This is a genomic window from Neobacillus sp. PS3-34, assembly GCF_030915465.1.
Classification (GTDB): domain Bacteria; phylum Bacillota; class Bacilli; order Bacillales; family Cytobacillaceae; genus Neobacillus_A.
The window spans coordinates 4,297,881-4,323,291 of record NZ_CP133267.1; the positions used below are offsets into that span (position 1 = coordinate 4,297,881).

31 protein-coding genes and 1 pseudogene are annotated in these 25,411 nt (G+C 38.8%); 20 read left to right on the plus strand and 12 right to left on the minus strand.

Going from position 1 to position 25,411, the window contains the following annotated elements; translation table 11 throughout:
• Nucleotide 1: 1 nt before the first annotated feature.
• The 5 genes from RCG23_RS22570 to RCG23_RS22590 all read right to left on the minus strand — a co-directional run bounded on the left by RCG23_RS22570 (nucleotide 2) and on the right by RCG23_RS22590 (nucleotide 3,657).
• On the minus strand, nucleotides 2-763 hold the full coding sequence (locus RCG23_RS22570) for an SDR family oxidoreductase (RefSeq protein WP_308177484.1): 762 nt from the start codon (nucleotides 761-763) through the stop codon (nucleotides 2-4).
• A 122-nt stretch (nucleotides 764-885) separates the two neighbouring features.
• The gene (locus RCG23_RS22575; protein ID WP_308177485.1) at nucleotides 886-1,722 is read right to left on the minus strand and encodes an alpha/beta fold hydrolase; all 837 of its coding nucleotides are present in this window, start codon (nucleotides 1,720-1,722) and stop codon (nucleotides 886-888) included.
• Between the two features lie 205 nt (nucleotides 1,723-1,927).
• The gene (locus RCG23_RS22580; RefSeq protein ID WP_308177486.1) at nucleotides 1,928-2,446 is read right to left on the minus strand and encodes a MerR family transcriptional regulator; all 519 of its coding nucleotides are present in this window, start codon (nucleotides 2,444-2,446) and stop codon (nucleotides 1,928-1,930) included.
• A gap of 87 nt (nucleotides 2,447-2,533) precedes the next feature.
• Nucleotides 2,534-3,025 (minus strand): hypothetical protein, encoded by a 492-nt coding sequence (locus tag RCG23_RS22585; protein WP_308177487.1) that lies wholly within the window; start codon nucleotides 3,023-3,025, stop codon nucleotides 2,534-2,536.
• A complete protein-coding gene (locus tag RCG23_RS22590) occupies nucleotides 3,022-3,657 on the minus strand; it encodes a MerR family transcriptional regulator (RefSeq protein WP_308177488.1) in 636 nt (211 codons plus the stop codon). Before RCG23_RS22590 ends, RCG23_RS22585 begins: the two co-directional genes overlap by 4 nt.
• A 246-nt stretch (nucleotides 3,658-3,903) precedes the next feature.
• On the opposite strand from RCG23_RS22590, the gene RCG23_RS22595 reads away from it, so the two are divergent.
• Together RCG23_RS22595 and RCG23_RS22600 are read left to right on the plus strand one after the other, a co-directional pair.
• Complete coding sequence (locus RCG23_RS22595) at nucleotides 3,904-4,521, plus strand: NUDIX hydrolase (RefSeq protein ID WP_308177489.1); 618 nt, start codon at nucleotides 3,904-3,906, stop codon at nucleotides 4,519-4,521.
• A 126-nt stretch (nucleotides 4,522-4,647) separates the two neighbouring features.
• Nucleotides 4,648-5,469: a formate/nitrite transporter family protein gene (locus tag RCG23_RS22600; RefSeq protein ID WP_308177490.1), complete on the plus strand. Its 822-nt coding sequence runs from the start codon at nucleotides 4,648-4,650 to the stop codon at nucleotides 5,467-5,469.
• Between the two features lie 48 nt (nucleotides 5,470-5,517).
• Here RCG23_RS22600 and RCG23_RS22605 read toward each other — a convergent pair whose 3' ends face one another.
• On the minus strand, nucleotides 5,518-5,769 hold the full coding sequence (locus tag RCG23_RS22605) for a hypothetical protein (RefSeq protein WP_308177491.1): 252 nt from the start codon (nucleotides 5,767-5,769) through the stop codon (nucleotides 5,518-5,520).
• Between the two features lie 71 nt (nucleotides 5,770-5,840).
• Here RCG23_RS22605 and RCG23_RS22610 point away from each other — a divergent pair, with 71 nt between their 5' ends.
• The 12 genes and pseudogenes from RCG23_RS22610 to RCG23_RS22665 all read left to right on the plus strand — a co-directional run bounded on the left by RCG23_RS22610 (nucleotide 5,841) and on the right by RCG23_RS22665 (nucleotide 15,807).
• Nucleotides 5,841-6,656, plus strand: a complete 816-nt coding sequence (locus RCG23_RS22610; RefSeq protein WP_308177492.1) for a formate/nitrite transporter family protein — start codon at nucleotides 5,841-5,843, stop codon at nucleotides 6,654-6,656.
• A pseudogene (gene fdhF / locus RCG23_RS22615) lies at nucleotides 6,653-9,629 on the plus strand (formate dehydrogenase subunit alpha). Before RCG23_RS22610 ends, fdhF begins: the two are co-directional and overlap by 4 nt.
• Nucleotides 9,604-10,107 carry a helical membrane plugin domain-containing protein gene (locus RCG23_RS22620; RefSeq protein ID WP_308177493.1) on the plus strand — a complete coding sequence of 168 codons (504 nt, stop codon included), beginning with the start codon at nucleotides 9,604-9,606 and terminating at the stop codon, nucleotides 10,105-10,107. Before fdhF ends, RCG23_RS22620 begins: the two are co-directional and overlap by 26 nt.
• A 66-nt stretch (nucleotides 10,108-10,173) precedes the next feature.
• Nucleotides 10,174-10,404: a heavy-metal-associated domain-containing protein gene (locus RCG23_RS22625; protein ID WP_308177494.1), complete on the plus strand. Its 231-nt coding sequence runs from the start codon at nucleotides 10,174-10,176 to the stop codon at nucleotides 10,402-10,404.
• Nucleotides 10,401-10,538 (plus strand): hypothetical protein, encoded by a 138-nt coding sequence (locus RCG23_RS22630; protein WP_308177495.1) that lies wholly within the window; start codon nucleotides 10,401-10,403, stop codon nucleotides 10,536-10,538. Before RCG23_RS22625 ends, RCG23_RS22630 begins: the two co-directional genes overlap by 4 nt.
• A gap of 354 nt (nucleotides 10,539-10,892) precedes the next feature.
• On the plus strand, nucleotides 10,893-11,549 hold the full coding sequence (locus RCG23_RS22635; RefSeq protein ID WP_308177496.1) for a VC0807 family protein: 657 nt from the start codon (nucleotides 10,893-10,895) through the stop codon (nucleotides 11,547-11,549).
• Between the two features lie 24 nt (nucleotides 11,550-11,573).
• On the plus strand, nucleotides 11,574-12,167 hold the full coding sequence (locus RCG23_RS22640) for a TetR/AcrR family transcriptional regulator (protein ID WP_308177497.1): 594 nt from the start codon (nucleotides 11,574-11,576) through the stop codon (nucleotides 12,165-12,167).
• A 16-nt stretch (nucleotides 12,168-12,183) separates the two neighbouring features.
• Complete coding sequence (locus tag RCG23_RS22645) at nucleotides 12,184-12,687, plus strand: GNAT family N-acetyltransferase (protein WP_308177498.1); 504 nt, start codon at nucleotides 12,184-12,186, stop codon at nucleotides 12,685-12,687.
• A 26-nt stretch (nucleotides 12,688-12,713) separates the two neighbouring features.
• Nucleotides 12,714-13,358, plus strand: a complete 645-nt coding sequence (locus tag RCG23_RS22650) for a DUF2306 domain-containing protein (protein ID WP_308177499.1) — start codon at nucleotides 12,714-12,716, stop codon at nucleotides 13,356-13,358.
• 236 nt (nucleotides 13,359-13,594) lie between these two features.
• Nucleotides 13,595-14,368, plus strand: a complete 774-nt coding sequence (locus RCG23_RS22655) for an ABC transporter ATP-binding protein (protein ID WP_308177500.1) — start codon at nucleotides 13,595-13,597, stop codon at nucleotides 14,366-14,368.
• Nucleotides 14,361-15,191: an ABC transporter permease gene (locus RCG23_RS22660; RefSeq protein ID WP_308177501.1), complete on the plus strand. Its 831-nt coding sequence runs from the start codon at nucleotides 14,361-14,363 to the stop codon at nucleotides 15,189-15,191. The genes RCG23_RS22655 and RCG23_RS22660 overlap by 8 nt, the downstream gene beginning before the upstream one ends.
• A gap of 214 nt (nucleotides 15,192-15,405) precedes the next feature.
• Nucleotides 15,406-15,807: a CBO0543 family protein gene (locus RCG23_RS22665; RefSeq protein ID WP_308177502.1), complete on the plus strand. Its 402-nt coding sequence runs from the start codon at nucleotides 15,406-15,408 to the stop codon at nucleotides 15,805-15,807.
• 62 nt (nucleotides 15,808-15,869) lie between these two features.
• Here RCG23_RS22665 and RCG23_RS22670 read toward each other — a convergent pair whose 3' ends face one another.
• Complete coding sequence (locus RCG23_RS22670) at nucleotides 15,870-16,187, minus strand: winged helix-turn-helix transcriptional regulator (protein ID WP_308177503.1); 318 nt, start codon at nucleotides 16,185-16,187, stop codon at nucleotides 15,870-15,872.
• A gap of 231 nt (nucleotides 16,188-16,418) precedes the next feature.
• On the opposite strand from RCG23_RS22670, the gene RCG23_RS22675 reads away from it, so the two are divergent.
• Nucleotides 16,419-17,129 (plus strand): DsbA family protein, encoded by a 711-nt coding sequence (locus RCG23_RS22675; protein WP_308177504.1) that lies wholly within the window; start codon nucleotides 16,419-16,421, stop codon nucleotides 17,127-17,129.
• The gene (locus RCG23_RS22680) at nucleotides 17,122-17,535 is read left to right on the plus strand and encodes a disulfide oxidoreductase (protein ID WP_308177505.1); all 414 of its coding nucleotides are present in this window, start codon (nucleotides 17,122-17,124) and stop codon (nucleotides 17,533-17,535) included. The genes RCG23_RS22675 and RCG23_RS22680 overlap by 8 nt, the downstream gene beginning before the upstream one ends.
• 203 nt (nucleotides 17,536-17,738) lie before the next feature.
• Here the strand turns inward: RCG23_RS22680 and RCG23_RS22685 are convergent, their stop codons facing one another.
• Together RCG23_RS22685 and RCG23_RS22690 are read right to left on the minus strand one after the other, a co-directional pair.
• Nucleotides 17,739-18,638 carry a DUF2935 domain-containing protein gene (locus RCG23_RS22685; RefSeq protein WP_374049778.1) on the minus strand — a complete coding sequence of 300 codons (900 nt, stop codon included), beginning with the start codon at nucleotides 18,636-18,638 and terminating at the stop codon, nucleotides 17,739-17,741.
• Between the two features lie 123 nt (nucleotides 18,639-18,761).
• The gene (locus tag RCG23_RS22690; protein WP_308177506.1) at nucleotides 18,762-19,352 is read right to left on the minus strand and encodes a DedA family protein; all 591 of its coding nucleotides are present in this window, start codon (nucleotides 19,350-19,352) and stop codon (nucleotides 18,762-18,764) included.
• A gap of 354 nt (nucleotides 19,353-19,706) precedes the next feature.
• Here RCG23_RS22690 and RCG23_RS22695 point away from each other — a divergent pair, with 354 nt between their 5' ends.
• Together RCG23_RS22695 and RCG23_RS22700 are read left to right on the plus strand one after the other, a co-directional pair.
• A complete protein-coding gene (locus RCG23_RS22695; RefSeq protein WP_308177507.1) occupies nucleotides 19,707-20,249 on the plus strand; it encodes a VUT family protein in 543 nt (180 codons plus the stop codon).
• 139 nt (nucleotides 20,250-20,388) lie between these two features.
• A complete protein-coding gene (locus RCG23_RS22700) occupies nucleotides 20,389-20,733 on the plus strand; it encodes a hypothetical protein (protein WP_308177508.1) in 345 nt (114 codons plus the stop codon).
• Nucleotides 20,734-20,797: 64 nt separating this feature from the next.
• On the opposite strand, the gene RCG23_RS22705 is transcribed toward RCG23_RS22700, so the two are convergent.
• The 3 genes from RCG23_RS22705 to RCG23_RS22715 all read right to left on the minus strand — a co-directional run bounded on the left by RCG23_RS22705 (nucleotide 20,798) and on the right by RCG23_RS22715 (nucleotide 22,863).
• Nucleotides 20,798-21,478: an LrgB family protein gene (locus tag RCG23_RS22705; protein WP_308177509.1), complete on the minus strand. Its 681-nt coding sequence runs from the start codon at nucleotides 21,476-21,478 to the stop codon at nucleotides 20,798-20,800.
• The gene (locus RCG23_RS22710; protein WP_308177510.1) at nucleotides 21,475-21,843 is read right to left on the minus strand and encodes a CidA/LrgA family protein; all 369 of its coding nucleotides are present in this window, start codon (nucleotides 21,841-21,843) and stop codon (nucleotides 21,475-21,477) included. The genes RCG23_RS22705 and RCG23_RS22710 overlap by 4 nt, the downstream gene beginning before the upstream one ends.
• A 126-nt stretch (nucleotides 21,844-21,969) precedes the next feature.
• The gene (locus RCG23_RS22715) at nucleotides 21,970-22,863 is read right to left on the minus strand and encodes a LysR family transcriptional regulator (protein WP_308177511.1); all 894 of its coding nucleotides are present in this window, start codon (nucleotides 22,861-22,863) and stop codon (nucleotides 21,970-21,972) included.
• Nucleotides 22,864-23,018: 155 nt separating this feature from the next.
• Between RCG23_RS22715 and RCG23_RS22720 the strand changes: the two genes are divergently transcribed.
• Nucleotides 23,019-23,507 carry a L,D-transpeptidase family protein gene (locus tag RCG23_RS22720; RefSeq protein WP_374049779.1) on the plus strand — a complete coding sequence of 163 codons (489 nt, stop codon included), beginning with the start codon at nucleotides 23,019-23,021 and terminating at the stop codon, nucleotides 23,505-23,507.
• 257 nt (nucleotides 23,508-23,764) lie between these two features.
• Nucleotides 23,765-25,408 carry a copper resistance CopC/CopD family protein gene (locus tag RCG23_RS22725; RefSeq protein ID WP_308177512.1) on the plus strand — a complete coding sequence of 548 codons (1,644 nt, stop codon included), beginning with the start codon at nucleotides 23,765-23,767 and terminating at the stop codon, nucleotides 25,406-25,408.
• The last annotated feature ends 3 nt before the right edge of the window (nucleotides 25,409-25,411 follow it).

Here is a 25,411-nt window from a genome sequence, read left to right on the forward strand (position 1 = left end):
GTCACCAATCTGGGTTATTTTTTTTGAAGTTTTTCCATGCAAGCTCAGTTCCTTGGTCGATCTCGTCTCTTGATGCCCTCAGCCTGCTTTCTGAAGCACCGTAGCCGATTTCGAGAATCCCATCTTTTATGCGCTGAAAAACGGTATCAGCGAAATCAGCCAATGGCGCTCCGAAGGTGTGGAGGCCAACTCCGCCTAAATCTGTATTTACTGCGGGCGGCAGAACTTCAATTACCTCAACATTTGTTTCAGCGAGCTGGTAGCGGAGAGAAAGGGTAAAGGAATGTATTGCTGCTTTTGTTGCACTATAAATAGGTACCCATACACCAGGAGTAAAGGAAAGGCCGGAAGATACATTAATGATTGCAGCACTACTCTGTTTGAGCAGTATGGGCATAAACAGCATTGTAAGATGAATCGGGCCATCGACATTTGCTGCAATTTCCTGATGATAATAGCTCCATTCGTTGGAAGCATTTAAAAGGTTCACTCTTTGCTGGATTCCTGCATTGTTAACCAGAACATTTAAATTAGGGAATTCGTTTTGTACCGATTGGAATAATGAGATCCGGTCTTTCTCATTTGAAACGTCACATACCCTTGTATGTAACTGAGGGAATTTTTGTTGGGCTTCATCAAGCTTTTCTTTCCGCCGTCCAACAATAATTACTTCATTTCCTGCATTCAGGAATCGTTCGGCAAGTGCAAGGCCAATGCCAGACGCACCGCCAGTAATTAAAACAGTATTCCCTGATATATTCATGCCCAGATCTCCTTTTCGTTTTATCGTAACCGAAAATCACATTCACATTCAAACGATTGGTTTCAGAATAAAGGTTTTTTACACCCGATAATGATTATCCAGGAACGATTTGATATCGGCATTCATCTCATTTTTGACCTTTTCAGCAGGAAAATGGCCGATGAAAAAATCTTTGCAGAAATGAGATTAGGAATGATTTTTTTGGCAGTTGGTATTATTTTATCACTCGGGAAAAATACATCATTTGTGCCAGCAATAACAAGAGTTGGCGCTTGAAAATTAACCAGTTCTTCCGCGTCTGTCAGCTTTGGCATTTCGTCAAACTTAATATAGTTGAAAATATCTCCGATAATTTCTTCATCGATTTTCTTCATGCTGTTAGCTGACATTCTGTCCGCAATTTTTTTTAGATGTCGTTCTGAACCTGTCATTTTATATAAGGTAAGAGGCAGAAGAATTTCTTTTATCAAAGTGGCTTTTGAGCCGATAGCAATTCCAGCAGGTGATACCAGGATCGCACATGAAATCCTTTCTGGCAGAAAAGCCGCCAGCCGTAATATCATCCCTCCTCCAAAGGACGGGCCGATAAACGCACTTTTCTCCAAATTAAAATAGTCCATTAAATCAGCAATCCATAAAGCATAGCTGTTATCCTTCCCGGACAGTCTGGTTTCATCACTGAAACCTGGATGCCCAATTGTATCTGATGCGTAAATGCGATACTCGCATAATAACGGTTCAAACCAGGAAAGTGTCATTGGACTTATGCAGTTTCCACCTTGAAAAATAAACAACGGCTTACCGTCTGCAGGCCCAGTAATCAATACATGTGTTTTACCAAAGCGCGTTTTAACATTCACTTCCTCAAACTGGGAATCCATATTAATTAAATATGTACGATAACGGTCAGCAATCCTTTGTTTTCCGAGCTCACTTTTATAAATGGTTTTCTTTTTCATCCATCCCAATCCCTTTAGAATCTTGGTAATTTATATATGAATAAATACTATTTTATTTGGTATCATTTGTATAGTAATATTTTGGCATTTCTTCCTTTGTTTTAATAAAAGTGGAATGGATATTTTCATACATTGGTCGTTACCGGATCCCAATTAATAAGAGGGCAGTGTCGACAAAAAACGCACATTAAGTGAATGTGCGTTTTTAAAAGCCAAGCAGCAGGCTGATGATATTTTTCTTTTTAGATTTTCTCACCACGTTTATGGTGTCTGAAGCTGGTATTTTTTCAAGGTTATGGCATACGTTTTCATCTTTTTCCTCTAGCTTTTCTATCCTTTCAGTCAGTTGTTTTACCACCGATTGGAGTTCCTCGATTTCCCGGCGATGCTGCAGCAGCTGATAGGATGCAACAGAGTCCGCTTTTTCGTTAAGTCTTCTATCAAGCTCTCCTACTTTGAAAAGTAGTTTCTCAAGCCTTGGGTCACTTTCCTGCCTTTTGATAATAGCTGTGCGTGGCTTTTTTTCTTTTGCAGCAGCAAGTTCTTGAAGAAGTGTGCCATTCTGAACTTGTTCCTGGATTGTTTTAAGCATTACAATGTCTTCACGAGTAAAGGAATAGTGGCCGCGGTCATTGCGTTCCATTGGCAGTTCTAACTGTTTAATCCATCTTTGAACCGTACTTGAAGAAACTCCCAGTAATTTAGCAACATCGGTTGTATTCATTCTTTTTACCACCTTTTAATTCTTCTTGTCCAAAGCCTCAGGTACCATTTAAAAAGTGAAGTATTCTTTAGAGAACCTGTTATCTTTTTATTTCCAAATTGCCCACCATTTCTTTGAGTGGTCTTTTGCAGATGCTGCGTCCCTAAAGGTCACAATTAGATTTTGAAAAATCTCTTCGCGATGCGATATTTCTTTACGGAACTGGTCGTGAACATGATTAATGGTTTCAATATAATAATCACGATCAGTATTAATGCTCTCGAGCAATTCTCCCGATAAACGAGCCATATTATTTTCCAGGTTCTTTACACGGCTTGATGTATATTCAGTTGCCTTTGCAATGCTCGATGAAAGTGCTTCAACTGTTTCATAGGTATGCTGCGATACCGCTTCGATGCTGTCAGACAGGGAATCAACCGTTTCAGAGGTATGTTCCGAAGCTTGCGCAATACTGCTCGAAAGGGTTCCGATTGTTTCGTAAGTATGTTCTGAAGCTTTAACAATATTATTTGAAAGAGCTTCTACAGTTTCAGCAGTATGGATAGATGTTCTGGCAATTTTGCTCTCCAGGCTCTTCATTTTTTTTGAGGTATATTCGGAGGACTTTGCAATACTTTGTGAAAGCGTTCCGATTGTTTCGGAAGTACGTTCCGAAGACTGGCCAATTGATTGGAAAGACTCTTAATTTCATCTTTTGTTTTTTCAGTAGACTTATAAATTGAATCTGAAAGGCTTTTCACTGTTTGCATTGTGCTTTTCGATATTTCTTTCCGGACTTCTTCTACGAATTCCTTGCGGACACCATTTCGCAATTGTCTTATTTCGTTTAGCAGACTTTCCTTGTAGGTTTCCAGATACGCATAAATATCAGGTGTCGGGCTATCAATTTGATGATTGGTTGGTACTTCAATTACAGGAGAAATTTCGGTTCCGAATGATTCGGATGCCTCATGAACGGAATGCTGTCCCTTGTGTTTTTCAAGCAGTTCCCGAATCATTTCCTTGCCAAGATTTTTTTCTCTCATTTGTTTTATCTTTAAAAGTAAAGAAATTTCTGTTTCAGTGTAGTATCTTGCTCCCTGTTTTGTGCGGGGGATATTTAGCAAACCAGTTAAGTCTTTTTCCCATTGCCGGATTGTCCCAGTGGGAACCTGAATGATTTTAGAGACTTCCTTAATCGTATGCGCTCTTAAAAAGGTGCTTTCTTTCATTATTAAACCAATCCTTTCTGTCGATAAGATTAGATGCCATTTAATTTCGTATTATAATAGATTCAGCATGATAGCTGCCTTTTTCCTGCCACCTGACAAAAGCTCTTAAAACAAGACTAAATGAACGAAATGATAACAAAAAAGGATAGATTTCGAATCGATTTCATTGTATATAACGGCATTTTCTTGCAAAATTAAGGAAGGGAATTTTTCATTAAAGAAAATTTGTCGAATGAGGTGAGAAGTATGGAGCTTGATAAAGTGGTTAAGAAGTTAAAGGATCGGACACCAGTGATTCTTGGAATTGAAAATTTCAATAAATTCTCCGTGCTGTTACCTTTAATCGTTCGGGAAGACGGTGTGCATATCTTATTTGAGGTAAGAGCTCTGAATTTAAGGAGGCAGCCAGGTGAAATTTGCTTCCCCGGTGGTAAAATTGATCTAACTGACAGGGACGAAAAGCATTCAGCAGTAAGAGAAACAATGGAGGAACTGGGTCTGGCTGAAAATCAGATTACCGACGTATTTCCACTGGATTACATGGTTTCACCTTTTGGAACGATTATATACCCGTTTACAGGAATCATTTCAGAACCAGACAAAATAAAGCCAAATGAAGCAGAGGTGGATGAGGTTTTTACCGTACCTCTGTCCTTTTTTAGAAAAGTTAAACCGGATATCTACAAGATAAATTTTCAGGTCCAGCCTGAAGAAGGTTTTCCGTTCCATTTAATCGCAGGAGGGGAAAATTATAACTGGCAGACACGAAAAATGGATGAGTATTTTTATCGTTATAACGGAAGGGTCATTTGGGGGCTCACTGCACGGGTACTTTACCATTTTATTGAAATGTTAGAATGGTAGAAAAAGTCGCCACCTTTATGGTGGCTTTTTCTATTAACATCTGAATTTGTCGTTTGTGTCTTCAAGCAGTGGGGAAATAAGGGATTAGAACAAAAAATTTGGAACTTTTTTAAAGGAGGGACACGCATGGCTGTCCGTAAACCACAGCAAATAGCACAAATTGCTGTAGAAGCAGGTACCTACAAAGCGGATATGCCGCTTAAAAGCATGCTGGTTTTAGGCTTTCTTGGCGGAGCTTTCATTGCACTTGGATATCTTCTGGATATTCGTGTAACGGCAAATCTCCCAAAAGAATGGGGAAGCTTTAGTGCTTTTTTGGGAGCATCTGTTTTTCCCCTCGGACTCGTTCTTATAGTACTGGCAGGAGGAGAACTGTTAACAGGAAATATGATGGCCGTATCGATTGCATTCCTTTCCAAAAAAGTTACGGCTAGAAAACTCCTGAACAATTGGGTATGGATTACATTAAGTAATTTTGTTGGAGCACTTTTTGTTGCTTATATATTCGGGCATCTTGCAGGCTTAACAGCCCAGGGACCATTTTTAGAAAAGACCGTAAGCATGGCACAGGGTAAACTGGCTGAAGGTTTTTGGGAAAGTTTTTTCTCTGGAATTGGATGTAACTGGCTTGTAGGTCTGGCGGTATGGCTTTCATACGGTGCTGAAGAAATGAGCGGAAAGATTCTTGCAATCTGGTTTCCTATTATGGGCTTTGTTGCTATCGGCTTTCAGCACGTTGTTGCCAATATGTTTGTTATTCCTGCCGCTATTTTTGGCGGACACTTTAGCTGGCTGGATTATTTACAAAATTTCATTCCGGTCTTTCTAGGGAATGCAGTTGGCGGAAGTGTTTTTGTCGGAATGATTTACTGGCTATCTTACAAATCCTATATAACTCCAAAGGTTATGGCAGATTACCAAATTACTCAAAAAAGAAAAGCAAGATAAACATGTTAATGTGCCAGAAAGCATAATGCTTTCTGGCCTTTTTGCTTGTTATGGAAGTAAATATATTTCATGATAGGGAGGTGAATCCATACTGGATTTTTGCAGGCTTCCTTCTTTAACAAGGTCTTGTAACCCATTTTCTATTTCTTCCCTGCTTACGCCGTATAAATTTGCCATCTTCACCGAGGAAATAGACATATATTTTGGTTTTTTTGTTGACGATGTAATCATTGAATGAACATGCTGAAACAATTCCTCTTTTTGCATTTTAATCCCTCTTTCAATTTCCTGTTTATCCATTTCTTCTTCAACAATTAATAAATTTCCCTAAATAGTAAATATTATTTTCTATACAGATAGGAGGGAAAATCATGGCGTTTCATTCTCCCCAGCAAACCGCATTGCTAGCAGTGGAAGCCGGGTCCCGAAAAGCTACTCTCCCGCTTCGCAGTATGCTGGTGCTGGGTTTTCTTGCAGGAGCGTTCATTTCAATCGGTTATTTGCTCGATTTAAGGGTAACTGCCAATTTGCCAAAAGAATGGGGAACGTTTGGTTCTTTTCTAGGTGCCTCTGTGTTTCCTGTTGGGCTCATATTAATCATCATTGGGGGTGGAGAGCTTTTAACAGGAAATATGATGGCGGTACCAATGGCATTTTTATCTAAGAAAATATCCGCTGGCAGGCTAATGAACAACTGGTTTTGGATCACAATCAGCAATTTTATTGGTGCAGTATTCGTGGCGTATATTTTTGGGCATATCACCGGGTTGACTGAAAACGGACCTTTTTTAACAAAAACTATCTCCATGGCACAGGCAAAGCTGGACGAAGGCTTCGCTGAAAGTTTCTTTTCAGGTATTGGCTGCAATTGGCTCGTAGGAATGGCAGTATGGCTTTCATACAGCTCGCAGGAGGTTAGCGGCAAGCTTTTGGGCATCTGGTTCCCAATCATGGCCTTTGTGGCGATCGGTTTTCAGCACGTAGTCGCAAACATGTTCATTATTCCTGCCGCTATTTTTGCAGGCCATTTCACATGGATGGATTACCTCGCCAATTTCGTTCCTGTTTACTTAGGTAATGCAGTGGGAGGCAGTATCTTTGTGGCAGGGGCATACTGGCTTTCTTATAAAGGTACTTTTACCGAAACTACAAAGGGAAATTCTCAGCCAAGGGAGGCACAAAAATGAATGAAGAAAGGTTAACCTTTCATTTTAATGGAAAGGAATATACCGCGAAACAGGGCGAGACGATACTTGATGCTGCCAGGGAACAAGATGTATTTATCCCTGGGATTTGTTATCATCCCAATCTTGGAACGATCCAGACTTGTGATACGTGTTATGTCAATGCAAATGGAGAAATGGTCCGATCCTGTGCAACAAAGGTTGAAAGCGGGATGAAAGTTGACACAATTTCGGAGCCGGTAAAGGAAGCACAATATGAGGCTATTTCAAGGATTTTAAAAAATCATGAACTTTACTGTACGGTTTGTGACAATAACAATGGCAATTGTACCATCCATAATACGGTTGAACTGATGGAGGTAGAACATCAAAAATATCCTTTCGCGGCGAAGCCGTACCCACCCGATAATTCCCACCCCTTTTATAGATATGAGCCGGACCAGTGCATTCTTTGCGGAAGATGCGTGGAAGCCTGCCAGGATCTGCAGGTAAATGAAACACTTACGATTGATTGGAGCAAGGAGGTACCGAGAGTTATTTGGGATAATGATGTGCCAATTGACCAGTCTTCCTGCGTTTCCTGTGGACATTGTGTAAATGTATGCCCTTGTAATGCCTTAATGGAAAAATCAATGCTTGGCAATGCAGGTTTCTTAACTGGCATTCCTCCGAGGGTACTTGCTCCCATGATTGATTTGACAAAGGAAGTGGAACCTGGATATAGGGAGATTTTTGCTATTTCTGAAGTCGAAGCAGCTATGCGGCAGGCGAGAATAGAAAGGACGAAAACTGTTTGCACATATTGTGGAGTTGGCTGCAGCTTTGAAGTCTGGACAAAAGGGAGGGAAATTCTAAAAATCCAAACACAAACGGAAGCACCGGTTAACGGTATTTCAACCTGTGTAAAAGGGAAATGGGGCTGGGATTTTGTCAATAGTGAAGAACGTCTGACAAAGCCGCTGATTCGAAAAGGCGAGGAATTTGTTGAAGCAACCTGGGATGACCTTAGCCTAGTTGCCAGCAAACTGTCTGAAATAAAAGAAGAGCATGGAGCGCACTTAATTGGCTATATAGCCTCCTCAAAATGTTCTAATGAAGAAAATTACTTGTTCCAAAAATTCGCCAGGGCGGTTATGGGATCTAATAATGTGGACAACTGCTCGAGATATTGCCAGTCCCCAGCAACAGCCGGATTGATGAGAACGGTTGGTCTTGGGGGGGATTCGGGTACAATCGAGGACATTATGGCTTCCGAATTGATTGTCATTGTCGGGGCTAACCCTGCTGAGTCCCACCCTGTGTTAGCTACCCGTATCAAGCGTGCCCACAAGCTTCACGGACAGAAACTGATAGTTGCTGATTTAAGAGAAAATGAATTGGCCAAGCGCGCCAATTTCCATGTCCATCCGAAGCCAGGAACAGATCTGATATGGCTGAATGCTGTAACAAAATATATTATTGACCAGGGCTGGCACGACATAGAGTTTTTATCCAACCGTGTTAACGGTGTAGAGGAATATTCCCAATCGCTCGAAAAATTCACACTTGAATATGCAGAAGAAAAAACAGGGTTAACTAGAGAAGAATTATTGACACTCGCAAATATGATTCACGAAGCAAAATCTGTTTGTATGCTTTGGGCAATGGGTGTTACACAACACATGGGTGCGACTGATACGAGTACGGCTATTTCAAATCTGCTCTTGGTTACAGGCAATTATGGACGAAAGGGAACAGGGGCTTATCCTTTAAGAGGTCACAATAACGTTCAGGGGGCATGTGATTTTGGAACAATGCCAGCCTGGATGCCGGGCTATGAACCTGTTCAGGATCCGGAAGTACGTGAAAAATATGAAAAGGCTTGGGGGGTCTCTCTCCCTGAAGAACCAGGAATGGACAATCACCATATGGTCGAAGGAATGGATAAAGGCAAGCTTAAGGCCTCTATTTGTTCGGTGAAGATATGGCACTTGTTGATGCTAATTCGAATCATGTGGAAGCAGCATTTGAAAAATTGGATTTCTTTGTGGTCCAGGATGTTTTCTTCAGCAGAACGGCACGTTATGCTGATGTTATTTTACCTGCAGCTCCAAGTCTTGAAAAGGATGGAACCTTTACGAATACAGAGAGGCGGATTCAGCGTTTCCACAAAGTTTTTGAGCCACTGGGTGATTCTAAGCCAGACTGGAAAATTTTTCAAGAGGTCGCGAACAGACTTGGAGCAAACTGGAGCTATGAGCATCCTTCAGAAATTATGGCCGAAGCAGCCAGCCTGGCTCCTATTTTCTCTGGTGTAAGCTATGAGCGTCTGGAAGGATGGGAATCACAGGTATGGCCGGTGTCGCCGGATGGCAAAGATACTCCTCTTCTGTATAAGGATCGCTTTCCATTTCCGGACGGAAAGGCAAAACTTGTTCCAGTTGATTGGACCCCGCCATTCGATCCAGGAGAAGAGTTCGATCTTCACTTAAATAACGGAAGGCTGCTAGAGCATTTTCATGAAGGCAATATGACGTATCGCAACGAAGGCCTGACCCATAAGGTTCCATATCCATGGCTGGAGGTCTCGTTACAGTTGGCGTTAGAAAGGGCCTTAAGGACGGCACTTTAGTAAAATTGACTTCCCCATACGGTGAGGTCGAGGTACGTGTAATGGTTACAGACAGGGTGAAAGGTAATGAGCTGTATCTGCCAATGAACACACGTGATGAGGAGCAGGCAGTTAATCGACTCACTAGCAGCTATCACGATATTATTACCCATACGCCAGCCTACAAGGAAATGGGTGTCCGAATGGAAGTCCTCGAAATAGAAGGGGAACCGCCATTGCCGAAGCATAATCACCGCTTTGGAAACAGGGTACCGCAAATCAGTGTCAAAGTAGAAGAAAAGTGGAAAAGAGAAGACTTTACACCGATTGAAAATCTAATTGATTTAAGGGGGGATGAATATGGCGAGGGCAATTACGCAAATTAGAAAGATTGAAACAAACCCAGAGGAGCTGCAAGTCCAAGCTTCCGCAGAAATCATGCAGGTGTTAACAGAAAATAAAGACGCGATCATTGCAGCAATTGGAGTCTTAAAGGGCTTAAATGAAATGAAAATCCTTGAATCCGTCCAGGCTCTTATGGCAAAAGGCGAGGACGTAGGAGTTATCGCGATCCAGCAGCTGAATCAGCCTGGAATGCACAATATCATTAAGAATGCGATGGGTGCTTTTAAATTCCTTGGTACACTCCAGCCAGATCAGATGAATACACTTCTGGAAGGCGTCGGGCATGGACTGAAAAAGATGTCACATACCGGTGAAAAAGGTGAAAAGCAAAGTGTCTGGCGGTTAAGGGCGAGATTTTGGACGCCGGAAATACGCGCAGCCATGACCACAATGGTGGATTTCTTGCAGGGAATGGGAGAAGTGTTTTTGAGGAATCGGAGGGAAAATGAACAAAAATAAGAAGAGAAGGGGATAATCAGGGGCACCTCGCCTCCAGATTGACCAGCAACAGAAAGGGTGAGAATTGTGGAAAATGGTGTTTTGAAAGTGAGAAATATTCAAAATCAACAGGACGCCGATAAGATTTTGGAAGCTCTAAATCATGTATGGGGAATAGATAAAGTGGAAATAAACCAAACCAAGGGGGAAGCGTCCTTCGCATATGATGAGAGAATGGCTTCTACGGAAGATTTTGTCCAGGCAGTAAAAGATAGCGGCTTTGAAGTTACGGATAAAATGGAGGTGACTAAACCATGAGACTTTGCGAGGTTTGCGGGATGAAGGAGGAACCGGAATTAGTCGATCCGGATGAAAAAAATCATGTCGTCCTTCACGTTTGCGAGAGCTGCCGCCAGGAAAGAAAATACAACCCGCTGAATTGGATTTTTTAAAGGAACATCCTTAGATAAAAACAGCATGGGATCCATGCTGAAAAGAATCAATAGTATTGTTTTGCCTTGAATCGTGATCGGTGAGAGTGAGAAGGTTTTCTAAAAAACAACCTTATCGTTGTGCTATTAATTACTATCTATTTGCTAGCAATTAGATAGAGGTGAAACAGATTCACTTTAAAAACATTGCCAATCCTTGTCGAAACAAAGCTGTTCTTATTATTGGACAGCTTTTTTTATCGAATCATTCCTTTTTACTGCGAAATCTAAATTTAGTAAAAAATAAGTTGACAAACCGACGGTCGGTATTTTAAGATTTGATTAGAAGGATTTGGATATTAAGGGGAGATATGGATGTTTGCTCAATCACAACGTAAAGTAATTCAATCAGTTTTGCTTAGCATTTTTTTAAATGGAATCATGCCGCTCGTTGTTTATAATCTATTACTGGGTCACTATTCAAGTTTTAATTCATTGCTAATCGCAACACTCATTCCGTTGGCAGATAACTTTTATCACTTTATCAAACATAAAAAGGCTGATGCATTTGGATTATTTATGCTTACTGGATTTATTTTAAGCCTCGTGGCGTTTTTTATGGGTGGCAGCGAGAAATGGATTTTAATGAGGGAGTCGATGGTCACAGGTTTACTTGGATTCATTTTTATAGGTTCATTATTTTTTAAACGCCCGCTCATTTACCATTTTGCGATTCGCTTCAGCAATAGTGGTGATGAAAAGAAAGGCCAATTTGCGCAGAATTGGAATCTTGCATATTTCCGTTATGTTATAAGATTAATGACAGCTGTCTGGGGTGTGGCGCTATTAGGTGAAGCAATCATAAAAATGCTTCTGGTGTTCCGTCTTTCAGTTTCATCGTTTTTAGCTGTTTCACCAATTGTTTTTTATTCCATTTTAGGTGTTACGATTGCCTGGACAGTATTGTACCGAAGGCATGCGAAAACAAAAATGGACGAAATCCTGCCGCCTGCAGGTGGTTTTGTTCAGTAAAGAAGAGTAAGGAAGGTTGATAATATGGCAAACACAACAATTTACGATAATCCCAGCTTTCAAAAAATCCTTATAACTACTGAAGAAATCATCCTTGAAAAGGGCTGCCGTAAAACAACACTGCGGGATATTATTGAAAGATCCGGCCTGTCTAAGGGTGCCATTTATCATTATGTAGAAAGTAAGGATGAACTATTTGGGCTCATCCTCCAGTCAAAAATCGAGAAAATGAACGAAGAGTTTCATCAGGCTGTAGCAAACTCATTAAGGGAATCGGCTTCAAAACCATTTGGTGTTGTGAGCGAAAATTTTGATTCTAGGCAGAACAAAAAGGACGCTGCTAATTTAATCTTTGTTTATTTACTTAGCCAGGAGAACGAAAAGGTAACGAATATTTTGAACCAAGTTTATCGATACAGTAAAGAAACAGGAATACGCTGGATTAAAATGGGGCAGGAAAACGGGGTGATTCCAAAAGAAATTAATGCCGAGAAAATGGCAGTTATGTTTATGACATTTTCCTATGGATTGCGCGTCACCCAATTTTTATCGGCGGCCGAAGAAGAAAAGATTGAGCTCAGCGATATCTTTAAACTGCTTACTAAAACACTGACATAATATAGAGGTGGAATATATGGAAATCATTCCGCTTGGCATGGAGCATTTTCCAAGCACAAACCAATTGTATCGGGATGTAACCAGGGATTTACGGAAGAGTGGCATATATCAATGGGATTTTTTTTATCCGAATCGCTTTATTATTAAATCCGATTTGAAAACGGGCAATTTTTTCGGAATCACAAAGGATAATGGAGTAATAGGAGCAATAGTAATTGATAATAAGAGAAATGAAAAGTACGAGAATTTCAGCTGGTCGGAGCCAGCTGAAAGCTCATTAATCATTCATCGTCTGGCTGTCCATCCTTTATCACAGGGAAAAGGACTGGGCAAAAAACTTCTGGCTTTTGCAGAGGATCACGCCATGGAGAGTGGCTTTAAAAGCATCCGGCTCGATGTTTTTTCGAATAACCCAGGTGCAGTTATGTTGTACGAACGAGCAGGATATGAGGAGAGAGGATCGGTCCATTATCCATTTAGAAAAGCTCTATATAAGTGTTATGAAAAAGTCTTAACATAAAAATGATGTGCAAAGGGGAAATTGGGATGAACAAATATCGTTTTAGAGTGGCTGGGGTATACCTAATGATCTTGCTGTTCACCGCTTATATTTTTTTCATGTATTTGCTGAATGGCGCTGAACACGCTCCGATTCTTGAAGGTAAAATGAAGGATGCTGGTTTTACGTATTCAACATATAAATTATTCTTTTATCCACATTTATTATTGGGAATCATTGCGCTGTCCATCGGGCCATTTCAATTTTTAAAAGCCAGCCGAAAAAAAATAAATCTTCATAAAATTTTAGGCCGCATATATGCCTTTACAATTCTAATAAACGTCCTCTTAGTACCCTACATCAGTTTATTTTCCACTGGCGGAACAGGCTCAATGATTGCCTTCCTTGTGCTGGATGCATTTTGGCTTTTTACCACATCTATTGGGATTCTTCGGATCTATCAACGCAAGTTAAAACAGCATCAGGAATGGATGAAAAGAAGTTATGCCATCACCTTGGTATTTGTTTCATTTAGAATCATTGTGATCCCGTTATCCTTATTATTGGATTCCTCCATTGCCTTTCCTGTCGGGGTACTTATTTCCATTGCAGTAAATTTGGCGGCTGCAGAGTGGATTATTAACCGAAAACAACCAAAGAAAGTGCCTAGCAAACATTTGCCGGTTATTTAAATATAATCAATATTTAAAAATGAACGATTGTTATCAAGTAAACGTCTAATTATCAAGTTATTAAAATAATATTTTCTAAGTTTGAGAGGAGCAATAAAAAGCATGTCTGCTTTTATTCATGTAGAGCAAGTTTCAAAGAGTTATGAGTCTCAAAAGGTTTTAAAAAACGTATCCTTTTCAGTTGAAGAGGGAAAGGTTGTAGGCCTCCGAGGCCCAATGGCGCTGGAAAAACAACCATGATTCGATTGCTTAATGGTGTCATTGAAGCAGATGGAGGGAAAATGAGCGTCGGTGGCTGGAATCCAGCTGTCAATGGGCATGAGATCCGAAAAATGTGCGGAATATTAACAGATGGAGCCGGCCTTTATTTTGAAATGTCAGGCTTGGAAAATTTAGAGTTTTTCGCCAGGATATACGGTGCGTATGATAGAAAAAGAATACAAACGCTGCTTGAGGAGTTTGCTTTGGCAGAGCATCAGAATAAAAAGGTGGGGCTATACAGCACAGGAATGAAGAAAAGGCTGGGGATGATTAAAGCATTGCTTAATAAGCCTCAATTGTTATTTTTGGATGAACCTACGAATGGGCTTGATCCAGAGGGAATCCGCCTGGTTTATGATTATGTAACCAAATTGAATCGGCAGGAAGGAACGACCATATTTCTTTGTTCTCATATTCTGCATCAGCTTGAGAATATCTGTGATTCTTTCATGTTCCTCGAAGGGGGAAGTATCCTTGAAAACGGAACAAAGCAAGAGCTGGAAGATAAATATGTAACAGAAGTACGATTAAGAGTTGAGACAGGGCTGCCAATTTTGTCATCAACCTGGAACGGATACCCCGTCCGCGATTTGGGATCTACTGGCTTGGAATTCACTTTGCTAAACAAGGGATCCATTGCGCCTCTTCTTCAAAAAATTGCGGCTGAATCCTGGATCCATCATGTAGAAATTGAAAACAGGGATTTGGAATCTCTATACTTTACGATTCGGGGTGCAAGCAATGAATAGACAGGTAATTTGGGCAATTGCCAGGAAAGATATGAAGGGTATTACAAGTAATAGCCAGGTATGGCTCGGTTTCATTATTACACCCTTGTTATTTTGCCTCTTGATGCCAGGAGGAATGATTTTAGCCGCCAAGTATCTTCCGATTACTGACAGCGATTTAATTTCAATGCTTCATAAGGTTTTAAAGAGCCTGCCAGATGGTGATATCAAAAAAACAATACAAACGTTGCCATCGGTAAACCATCAAATCATTTATGTGGTTATTAACTATTTCCTTGGATCTTTATTTCTAATGGTTCCTTGCCTTAACTCAATGACGATTGCCACGAACAGCTTTGTTGGTGAAAAAGAGAGGCGTACCCTTGAAAGTTTACTGTTTGCACCTATCACAGTAAAAGAACTATTTATAGGAAAAGTGCTTGCTGCCTTCATTCCGGTTATGTCAATTACCCTGGGAAGCTTCCTCTGTTTTGCTATTGTTGCAGATGGCTTGACTTATTCAATGTATGATCATCTATTACTGCCTAACGGAAACTGGCTATTAATGATTTTTTGGTTATCACCCATTATTTCATTACTGACAATCCTATTTAGCGTGCTTGTTTCTTCCAGGGTTCAAACCTTTCAGGCAGCACAGCAGCTCGGCGGACTTATTGTACTCCCGATCTTCCTTTTATTGGTCAGCCAGGCAACTGGTTTTCTTGTTTTAAGGCCGATCATAGTTTTCTTTATTGGTATCGGTTTGTTAATAATTTGTTTTATTGTTCTTCAGCAGATTACAAAATGGAATAATCGAAATGTATTATTCGAAAAACAATTATAGATTTAATTGTGTCTTTGAAGTTTTTTGGGGAAAAATGCTTAAAATTGATGGGCGGATTGCGTTTATAAGCAATCCGTTTTGTTCACTTCGACCACATTAGAAATAAACAATATGTTAATACTAAAAAAAATACTTATTTTCTTTTAATGGGTGGTCATTATGAATGTGGTTTCTTTATACTTCTATTATACTCTTTAATGCAGCGGCCTTTTTGATGAAAAAACATTTACGTGGAATCGAATATTATGCAAGCATTTTTTGGGGATTATTTTTTTCGAATCTTGCAGACCGTTTCACTGATAAACATGATATGTATGGATTTTTCGGACCGTATTTTATTGATCTTAAAACCCTGCTAATTATTGTTGGAATTTATCCTGCCGCCACTATGTTAATTATTAACTGGTTTCCATTCAACCGCTCTATCGCTAAAAAAATCATGTATATATTATTTTGGTCTCTTTTTTCCATTCTTTTTGAATGGCTTTCCATTAATGCAGGCTTTTTATATCACCATAAATGGAATCTGTGGCTGTCCGCAGCAACCTATCCCATTATATATTTTCTATTAATCGCTAATGTCAAATTTATTCACTGGCTTGAAAAAAGAAATTAAAGAAATGAAAAAAGCCTGCTGACACTAATCAGCATAGCTTTTACATGCTGAATATAATATTATTACGTTTCAGCCTCGATCCATTCCTGTGACCATTTTTCAAGTTCCTTTATAACAGGTCTTAAAGCAAGACCTTTATCCGTCAAGGAATATTCTATTCGAACCGGGGTTTCCGGAAAGACCTCCCGCCGTACAATACCTTCCTTTTCCAAATCCTTCAGCCGTTCAGAAAGCAGCCTCCCGCTAATGGGAATAGAGGATTCAATCGTACAAAACCTCTGTGTACCAGTTAGCAGCTGGGAAATAATCAAGCCTGTCCATCGCTGGCTGATTAATTTCATCGCTTTCTCAAACCTCGGGCACAATGTATTCTGATTCACTGATTTCACCTCAACAAAATTTTATTGAATGAGGAATGCTATTCCTCTTGCATTATCTTTAATGGTTGTTATTATCATTACTATAACACACGTAGTTACAAATAGTAAGTATGAAGCAATAGAGAGAAGACGATTTCAAAACTTGACGCATTTCCAGTGCATCTATATACTTACTTACGAAAATATACATACATTGCGAATGGCTTTTTTAAGAGGATGAGGTGTAAGTTAATGACGAATCGTAAAAAAAATTCCACGGCCGTGCAGGCTTCTTCATCAAAGTTTATTTTTTGGGTAATAGGACTAATTGTAATATGTATTCTTGGTTTTATATTTTTAGGGAACCATTCAAAACAAAAGGAGCAAACGAAGGAAGCGATTGATTATTCCGGCCAGCCCTACCTTGGAAAAAAATCAGCCTCGGTTTCAATAATAGAATTTGGCGATTACAAATGCCCTAATTGTAAAAATTTTGCTGAAAACGTTGTACCTTTAATAGAGAAGGAATTTGTTAAAACTGGCAAAGCGAAGTTTTACTTTATGAATGATTCCTTTATTAATGTTGACTCTACCCGTTCTGCAAAATTTGCAGAAGCTGTTTACAAGGAATTAGGAAATGATACTTTTTGGAAGTTTCATGAGCTCCTTTATAAGAAACAGCCGAAAGACAGTAAGTACGAAAAAATGGATATCTATGATGAAGCATTTCTGACTTCAACATTAAAAGAAATAGCTTCTGAAGATGATACTAAAAAGGTGTTGGATACCTTCCGCGCTAAAATAACAGATGCGGAATGGCAGAAAGATATGGATTATGCTGCCAAGCTTGGTGTTTCAGGAACTCCGACTATTTTTGTTAATGGGAAACTATTCGAAGGGCAAACGATCGGTGACTTGAAAACTATGGTTGATAAGGCAGCGAAGGAGAAAAACAATGAATAAATCGGTTCTCCTTGCATGGATTGCCGCCATTGCAGCAACTCTCGGAAGTTTGTACTTAAGTGAGGTACAGCATTTTATTCCATGTACACTTTGCTGGTATCAGCGCATCTTCATGTATCCTTTAGCGTTTCTTTTAGGAATTGGCTATTATTATCACGATGAAGGAATAAGCAGATATGTATTGCCTTTGTCGGTTATTGGCATGCTGATATCCGGATACCATTTACTGCTACAGAAGATACCATATCTTCAGCAATTTGAAATGTGCACTTCCGGGGTGCCTTGTTCAAAGGATTACTTAAATTGGTTTGGTTTTATCACCATTCCTTTTATGGCGTTTATCGCATTTTCGATCATTACAATCAGCATGATTGCCTTTGTTCGAAGCAGTAAGGAAACCAAATAAAAATATTTTAAAAGAAAGGCGGGAATCCATTCGGATTTTCGCTTTTTAATATGTCCTTTTCCTAAGCTAAGAAAAACCGTTGCCCTATTAATAGGGCAACGGTTTTTCTTAGCTTATCAGATTTTATATCCATAAATTTTGAACGTAAATGTGCAACTAGGGCTCTGCTCTAGCTTTAAGGCTCGGCAATCGCCCAGTTTTGTTTATTGTATCGCTGTTTCTGCCTTTTTAACTTTAAGCCTTTCCTCCAACACATGAATCATAAATAGAAAATGTTCAGCCTCACGGACTACGTGGTCTGCCAGCAGCGGATTAATGACGCTTTTTATCTGGCAGCTCTTAATCAAATCAAGTCCGGCCTTTTTAAAATTCCGTAATTCGACAGTCGCGTTCTCACTATCCTGATTAAGTTTGCCAATAATCGGGTAGGTAGGGCTTTTCCTATAAAGCATCGATTCAACATCTCTTGCCTGATTTAGGAGTACCTCGAAATCATCTCCAAATTTCAATGCTGTATGGACCAGATTCCTTTCTGACTGATCAAATAAAGAACCGATAAAACGTGAATGCTCCATCATAATTTTCAGCCAAAAGACGTTTTCACTGATTATTGCATCCTGGATAGGGTCCATGATTCCTTTGTTAAATTTCTTTAATGTTCTAATGAAGTATTCTGCTTCGCGCGCTATATGGTCCACAAGGAGGGGGAAGTTAAAACCTCTTACTTTACAATTAATTATTAATATAAGAAGATTGCGTTTGAAGTTACGAAAGCCATAAACCAATTGAATTGTATCTTCATTTAATTTCCGTACAGCAGTTACGTTGTTCGGTGTCTGATATGCTCTTTTTTCCTGTTGCTCAAAATATTGATAAAACCGGTCTACCTGCTGAATTAAATTTTTGTCATTACGGTTAAAGCCTTCCCCTAAAAATAGGGCATGCTCTTTCATAATCCTTAACCAGAATTTATTTTCAGTCAGTGAGCGTTCAATAAATAGCGCTTCCGTTAAAGATTCAGGTGGTGCGGCGAAATTTTCGGGCTGTTGAAGCATTTGATTATTGGCGTCCATAAAATTTGGAATCGCATCCTGTTCTCTCATAACCAGCCTCCCAAAAAAACCTTTTAGTTCATTATATTTAAGAGGTTTCTTTTTATGTTTAGGAGAACCAGCATTAAAGGGATTAATTCTACATTGGAACAAAATGCAATGCATGACAATAATTTATATTTTTCTTTTTTTAAAATAAACAATAGCAAGGATAACTAAAAGCACAAATAGAGGTATGGCGAACATGCTATATTTTGAAATATACGATTCTACCTTATGCCACTCATTCCCGAGCAATCTCCCAAGAGTAATAAATGTGATCGACCAAAAAGCGGCCCCAGCATAGGCGAAAAGCGCAAATTTTTTAAAGCTAAAGCGATTAATTCCTGCTAAATAAGCAGTTATATGGCGGACACCAGGAATAAAATACCCTATAAAAAGCAGATATGGTCCTAGTTTTTCAAACAAGGACCGGGTCTTTTTTAATCGCTTATCTGTAATGTGAAATTTGGGTCCAAACTTTTCTAAAAAGGGAAGCCCCAATTTGATTCCTAGGAAGTAACTTAACGAAATTCCCACACAGGAACCGAAAAAAGCACTTAAAATAGCCGGTACCAGTGTCATTTCACCTAGAAAGACATTAAAACCCACATATGTAAGTAGAACTTCATCAGGTATAGGTAATCCTATAATTCCACCGATTAAGGCGATAATGATGCCCAAATATCCATAATGACCGATTAAATCATTTAAATGATGTGCCACAGATAAGTACACCCCGTTTTTCGAATCTGGATTTTAATCATTTTATCCTAAATTCGGATCATTAAAACTATACCTGGAATTCAATTCCGGACGAAATTAAGAAAAGAAGTTATTCCCTACAATATAAAATAAATGTGCTTGTTTTAAGGGGAATTATGGTATAGTAATTAAGGAATTTAATAAAGGAATTTAATAAAGGCCCATCTTACTGGCAGAGGTTCTAGCTACCCTCTCAAAAAAACTACGGGTAACAGGACTGCTTTCTAAGTAGTACTGTTTTTTCTATTTTGACTGTTATCGAATTGCGCAATAAATTTTATATGTAAGTATAAGAAAAAAATGGGGGTATCCATCATGAGAATACTATTTTACTTAATATCTATCGTCACGGCGAATGTCATTACAGCTGCGTTTGCACCCTTGCACGCCGGAATGTTCATTGTCCCTATGGGCACGCTGCTGGTAGGGGCTACATTTATATTTCGTGATTTAGTGCAAAATAAATATGGCCGCACTAAAACATATATGTTTATTGGAACAGCGCTTTTATTATCAGCAATTGTTTCTGCTATTTTAGGTGATACATTATTGATTGTTGCTGCTTCGGCACTATCCTTTCTGGTTTCTGAATCAACTGATACTGAAATATATTCCCGTTTAAAGCTTCCAATGAGCTGGAGAGTTTTTTACAGTGGATTAGCAGGGGGATTTTTGGACTCAGTCATCTTTGTCATTGTCGGACTTAGCCCGCTTGGTGCAAACTTTCTGCCATGGGATGCAGTACCCTTTGCCATCCTCGGCCAGGTTATTGTGAAAACAGCAATTCAAGCGCTAGGTGCTGCTATTTTACACCAGGTTCAAAAGCCAAATCAAAATGGCAGCATACCGACTGTCTGAATAAACTTTTCCGCGCCTATCGTCAAGATAGGTTTTTTTATTTTACTTGAACTTGAAAACGCTTTGTAATCTTGTCGACACCTGTATGTAAACAAAGAGCTCTATAATAGAGTAAATCTATTATTATGGTGGTGCTTTTATGGAAGAAACGGTGGTCAAAACATATCTGCAAAAATCGCTCGATGAATGGAAGGAAGATATTTCGCAGGTACTTGATCAAATTGCTCTGGAATATGAAGAAGTAGCCCAGGAGCTAAAGGTCTATTCTTATAAATATGGCATAACAAAGCAGGTAATCCAATCCACAGTAAACGAGGAGATTATCGAAAGTATCCGCGAGAGGTACCATAAACCCTTTGAGGAAAACTTTAACCAGCTAAAAGAATACATACGTGATTTAGAAGAAAAGAGAAGGGTTTTCCAAATGTTCATACATAAAATTGACGAAGTGACCCGGAAGGAATCAGCTAAGCAATTCAGTTAAAGTCGAAATGGATATCATTTCTATAAAAAACAGCCTATCCACTTAAGGGATAGGCTGTTCGCGTTTAATGAATAAGAACAGGTATTAAGGAAAATCCCCAAAACATCGTGATCCATGCAGCAAAAATCATGGCAAGAGTTGAAAAAGTTGCTTCCTGCTCACCATAATCCAGAGCTTTGTTCGTTCCTGCTCCATGGGCACCCATACCAAGGGCAAGACCCTTGGCAATAGGGGTTTTGATCGATAATCCCTTGATGACCATAGGCCCAATGACCCCACCGATTACTCCAGTCAAAATAACAAATACCGTAGTTAAAGCTGGCAGTCCGCCAATTTCTTTTGAGACCTCAATGGCAAAAGGAGTTGTAATCGAACGGGGCAGTATACTGATGATAAAATCATGCTTTAAGTGGAACATTTCAGAAAAAGCTAGTGATGAAAAGATGGCTGCAAGCGTACCAGTCGTAATACTGATTAAAATATTGCCGATGTATTTTTTAACTAAATGAAAATGCTTATAAATTGGAATCGCAAATGCAACTGTAGCTGGACCAAGCATATGCGTAAGCCATTTTGCAGATTGTAAATATTGAGTTCCCGATACATGAGTGATGCTGATTAAACCAATTATGGCAACGGGTGTTAAGATCAATGGATGTAGCAAGGGAAACGGCCAACGGCTATATAATTTTTTTGAAAGCCTGTAAGCAATGTAGGTAGCGATTGTAAATAAAATCATTTTCATAGCGGATTACTTCTCTTTCGATTATAAATTTTTTCTGATGTAAAAGCAGTCACACCCATCACTATAACAGTGCTTAAACCGATCAATAATACGGATTCAAGGCCATTCATACTGAAGATCTCAGTGTAATTGACAATGCCAACGGCTGATGGAACGAAAAAGAGCAGCAATTCTGCGAGCAGCCAGTTGCCGCCTTTTTCCACCCAATCCAGCTTAACTATTTTTAACTTCAAAGCTATAAATAGCAAAATCAACCCAACCATTGAAGCGGGAATAGGAATGGAAATAAAATGTTTGAGCACTATTCCAAGAAAAAGAAAAACATGTATGATTAGTATTTGAACGACTATAACAGCGATTTTCATCGAAACAACCCCTAAAATAAAAGAAAGGAGCCTGTAAGCTCCTTTTATAAATTCTTTAATATAAGGTAATGTTACGATGGAATTCGTTATTCGTAAAATACATATATCGAATGATTTGCATAACTATTAGTTATCATAAAAAAATTGTTTTTCATTCAGAATAAGGTCTATAAACTTTCTTCCGGCAAATGATAAATACCGTCCTTTTTTTGTTATAACTGCCAGCTTCCATAAAACTGGCGGATTAAGTGCTATTATTTTAAGTTCTTTATTCGCAGCCTTCTGGGATATTGTTTCAGGCAAAATAGTTACTCCAAGGTTTGCAGAAACCATTTCTGTCATAAAGTCCCATTGTGAACTTTTAAAAAGAATATTAGGCTCAAACCCAGCAAGGATAAACTCATTTCGCATGATTCCATGGAGTGAAAATTCTTCGTTATAAAAGATAAATTCTTCTTCCTTCAGTTCAATCAATTCTACAGAATCCCGTTCAGAATATCTGTGATTGACAGGAACGAGCAGCTTCATTTCCTCTTCAACAATAGGATATACATCGAATTCTTTCTCGTCGATAGGCAATACTGCAACCCCCAGCTCGAATTCGCCTTCCTCTACACTTTTAACAACGCGTGCACCGCCGTATTCAGTAATATTGATTTCAACATTAGGAAATTGATGATGGAATTTTGATATAACCTTAGGGAAAAAAAGACTTCCAATGATAGGTGGCAGGCCTATATGGATTTTCCCTCTCTTTAAATTAGTCATATCGTTTAATGTAGAATTCATTTCGTCCATTAAAGCCGACATTTTTTGCGCATACTCCATCACAACAAGGCCAGCGTCTGTTATTTCATTCAGTTTATTGCTTCTGATGATCAGTGGTAAACCGATTTCGACCTCAAGTCCTTTAATCATTTTACTTAAGGCTGGCTGTGAGATATGAAGGCTGTCAGCTGCCTTGGTGATGCTCTTTTTTCTTCCTACTTCTAAAAAATAATTCAATTGTCTTATATCCAAGTCCGCACCTCCACTAATGAGATTAATTATATACAAAGTTGAAAAGAGGAGACAAATACTTAATTGCTAAAGATCTTCGTAATCTTGTAAAAAGGTAAGCAGGCAACCACAAGTGATTACAGGCATAAGCTAAAAGGAGGAGGGAGGTGGTGCTGATGATACACATAATAAAACCAGGCGAAACCCTTCAAAGCATTTCAGCGGACTACCGGGTTTCTTTAAGGAAGCTTTATAAAGCTAATCCCGGATTAAGTCAATTGTACCCTGGTCAAAAAATTCAAATACCAGGACTGCCGGAACCTGAAACCATTCCTTATACCATTCGTGTTTCACTCGGAAAACGCACCTTGGCTTTGTTTCAAAATGGGCGATTTGTAAAGGTCTATCCTGTTGGAATCGGAAAAATGCTTACTCAAACTCCATTTGGACAATATACAATCGTTAACCGTCAGCCCAACCCTGGTGGTCCTTTTGGAATTTTGTGGCTTTCACTATCAAGGGCAGGATATGGAATCCATGGAACGAATAATCCTTCTTCAATCGGTAAAGCCGTTTCACACGGTTGTATTAGGATGTATAACAGAGACGTTCTGCAACTAGCCAATACGGTACCGAATGGAACAAGAGTTTTTATTGAGCAATAGGACATGGGTACTCACTGTAAAAAAGGCCTTTCTGGAGTTTAATCCAAAATGGCCTTTTTAGATTAAACTTTTATGGTTAAAATGCAGGGAATGTAGGAGGAATTGGAATCTATTGACAGGCGGCGTGAGGCTGTATTAATATAAATACAATTTAGAATAGTATGATAAAAAAATGCAAGAACGACTTTACGGAGGAGAGAAACACATAAAATGTTAAAAAGTAAAAATGCCAAGTAAAGTTTAAGGGGGAATGATAATTGTATCATCCAAAGAAATTAATTTTTTTCATCACATTTTTCACTTTCATTATTTTTTCTTTTCCCGATTATTATTCTGCACATGCATACATCGTTAAATCAATCCCGTTTGAAAATCAAATTTTAAAGACGTCTCCTAAGAAAGTAAGAATTGAATTTGATGAAACCATACAGACCGGATTTCACTCTTTACGGGTTTTAGACATGAATGGTAAGCAGGTTGATCAAGGAGACAGCCATATAGATTCTAAAAATTCATCGATTATCGAGTGTGGACTTAAACCTGATTTACCAGATGGTACATATCGAATAGATTGGAAAGTTGTTTCTAATGATGGTCACCCGGTTGAAGGTGTAATACCCTTTGGAGTGGGACAAGTGAGTGTGGACCAAACAACTTTCAAAGCAAAATCAAAGGGATATTTTCCCCAACTTGATTTAATCGTTATTCGCTGGATACAGTTCGTCAGTGGATCTGTTTATATAGGGCTCGTTTTTTTTCGCTCGTTCGTTATAAAGCACGCGTTCGTACTTCAGCTTGAACACCGTTACAAGAAAATAATCCTTTCTTCCTACTGGTTATTACTTTTGAGTGTTGTATTAAACTTACCATTACAAGCTACAATCGAAGCAGATATTACATGGAATAAAGTTATGAATTATTCATATATTATTGATTTGTTGAAAACAAGTTTTTTTGGAAAAGTATGGATGATTCAAATAATTATACTAATTCTATTATTTTTTACGACATCACGTTTGGTAAGGGATAAAGAAAAAATTGACCTTATCTGGAAACTGTCCTTTTTCCTCGGTAGTGGTTTGTTATTGGCAAAAGCATTTACGAGTCATGCTTTTTCTGCTGAACATCCATTCATTCCGATTATGTTCGATTTTTTACATTTACTCGGTGCCTTAATTTGGACAGGTAGTTTAATGGCGATGATTATTTTATTGCCACTGAACAGGATGGAAGATAGCAAACTAGATTACAAACAAATGATTCGAAGCTTTTTTAATTGGGGAATACTTATCGTTCTTGTTTTAGTAATTACTGGTATTTATAGCGGATTTTCATTCGTTACAACTCTTGATTCACTTTTTACGACCAATTATGGAAGAGTTTTGCTGGCTAAGGTTTCTCTATTCATCGTTATGTTAATTTTTGCTATTATCAATTTTTTAAAAGGAAAAACAAATAAAGAAAAACAATGGGATAATTCGTTAAAGGGAGAACTTATGACAGGCTTCATTGTTCTGGTTCTTGCGGTTATTTTAACTAATTTACCAACTGCGGCATCAACACCAGGTCCATTTATTGAAACAAAGAATCTCAATAAAGATGAACGGGTAACAGTGAAAATTGATCCAAGGGTCGCTGGTATCAATCATTTTGAAGCAACTATTAAAGATAAAAGTGGAAAAGCTTCGAATAGCATCCAGCAGGTTACGCTCACCTTTATACCTATTGAAATGGGATCTGGAGAAGATACCGTCATATTACCACAAATTTCAGTTGGACGCTTTTATTCACAAGGTATGAATTTAAACGCTCCAGGTCATTGGAAATTGAAAGTCCATGTTTTAAATAGGGATTTTAAAACCTATGATTTGTATTATTTTTTAAATGTGGAAAAGCAATAACAA

Excerpts from the sequence above, each read along its gene's own strand:
- RCG23_RS22570 (WP_308177484.1), bottom strand. The coding sequence starts at position 763 with ATGAATATATCAGGGAATACTGTTTTAATTACTGGCGGTGCGTCTGGC.
- RCG23_RS22575 (WP_308177485.1), bottom strand. The coding sequence starts at position 1,722 with ATGAAAAAGAAAACCATTTATAAAAGTGAGCTCGGAAAACAAAGGATT.
- RCG23_RS22580 (WP_308177486.1), bottom strand. The coding sequence starts at position 2,446 with ATGAATACAACCGATGTTGCTAAATTACTGGGAGTTTCTTCAAGTACG.
- RCG23_RS22585 (WP_308177487.1), bottom strand. The coding sequence starts at position 3,025 with ATGAAGAGCCTGGAGAGCAAAATTGCCAGAACATCTATCCATACTGCT.
- RCG23_RS22590 (WP_308177488.1), bottom strand. The coding sequence starts at position 3,657 with ATGAAAGAAAGCACCTTTTTAAGAGCGCATACGATTAAGGAAGTCTCT.
- RCG23_RS22595 (WP_308177489.1), top strand. The coding sequence starts at position 3,904 with ATGGAGCTTGATAAAGTGGTTAAGAAGTTAAAGGATCGGACACCAGTG.
- RCG23_RS22600 (WP_308177490.1), top strand. The coding sequence starts at position 4,648 with ATGGCTGTCCGTAAACCACAGCAAATAGCACAAATTGCTGTAGAAGCA.
- RCG23_RS22605 (WP_308177491.1), bottom strand. The coding sequence starts at position 5,769 with ATGGATAAACAGGAAATTGAAAGAGGGATTAAAATGCAAAAAGAGGAA.
- RCG23_RS22610 (WP_308177492.1), top strand. The coding sequence starts at position 5,841 with ATGGCGTTTCATTCTCCCCAGCAAACCGCATTGCTAGCAGTGGAAGCC.
- RCG23_RS22620 (WP_308177493.1), top strand. The coding sequence starts at position 9,604 with ATGGCGAGGGCAATTACGCAAATTAGAAAGATTGAAACAAACCCAGAG.
- RCG23_RS22630 (WP_308177495.1), top strand. The coding sequence starts at position 10,401 with ATGAGACTTTGCGAGGTTTGCGGGATGAAGGAGGAACCGGAATTAGTC.
- RCG23_RS22635 (WP_308177496.1), top strand. The coding sequence starts at position 10,893 with ATGTTTGCTCAATCACAACGTAAAGTAATTCAATCAGTTTTGCTTAGC.
- RCG23_RS22640 (WP_308177497.1), top strand. The coding sequence starts at position 11,574 with ATGGCAAACACAACAATTTACGATAATCCCAGCTTTCAAAAAATCCTT.
- RCG23_RS22645 (WP_308177498.1), top strand. The coding sequence starts at position 12,184 with ATGGAAATCATTCCGCTTGGCATGGAGCATTTTCCAAGCACAAACCAA.
- RCG23_RS22650 (WP_308177499.1), top strand. The coding sequence starts at position 12,714 with ATGAACAAATATCGTTTTAGAGTGGCTGGGGTATACCTAATGATCTTG.
- RCG23_RS22655 (WP_308177500.1), top strand. The coding sequence starts at position 13,595 with ATGATTCGATTGCTTAATGGTGTCATTGAAGCAGATGGAGGGAAAATG.
- RCG23_RS22660 (WP_308177501.1), top strand. The coding sequence starts at position 14,361 with ATGAATAGACAGGTAATTTGGGCAATTGCCAGGAAAGATATGAAGGGT.
- RCG23_RS22665 (WP_308177502.1), top strand. The coding sequence starts at position 15,406 with ATGAAAAAACATTTACGTGGAATCGAATATTATGCAAGCATTTTTTGG.
- RCG23_RS22675 (WP_308177504.1), top strand. The coding sequence starts at position 16,419 with ATGACGAATCGTAAAAAAAATTCCACGGCCGTGCAGGCTTCTTCATCA.
- RCG23_RS22680 (WP_308177505.1), top strand. The coding sequence starts at position 17,122 with ATGAATAAATCGGTTCTCCTTGCATGGATTGCCGCCATTGCAGCAACT.
- RCG23_RS22685 (WP_374049778.1), bottom strand. The coding sequence starts at position 18,638 with ATGAGAGAACAGGATGCGATTCCAAATTTTATGGACGCCAATAATCAA.
- RCG23_RS22695 (WP_308177507.1), top strand. The coding sequence starts at position 19,707 with ATGAGAATACTATTTTACTTAATATCTATCGTCACGGCGAATGTCATT.
- RCG23_RS22700 (WP_308177508.1), top strand. The coding sequence starts at position 20,389 with ATGGAAGAAACGGTGGTCAAAACATATCTGCAAAAATCGCTCGATGAA.
- RCG23_RS22705 (WP_308177509.1), bottom strand. The coding sequence starts at position 21,478 with ATGAAAATGATTTTATTTACAATCGCTACCTACATTGCTTACAGGCTT.
- RCG23_RS22710 (WP_308177510.1), bottom strand. The coding sequence starts at position 21,843 with ATGAAAATCGCTGTTATAGTCGTTCAAATACTAATCATACATGTTTTT.
- RCG23_RS22720 (WP_374049779.1), top strand. The coding sequence starts at position 23,019 with ATGATACACATAATAAAACCAGGCGAAACCCTTCAAAGCATTTCAGCG.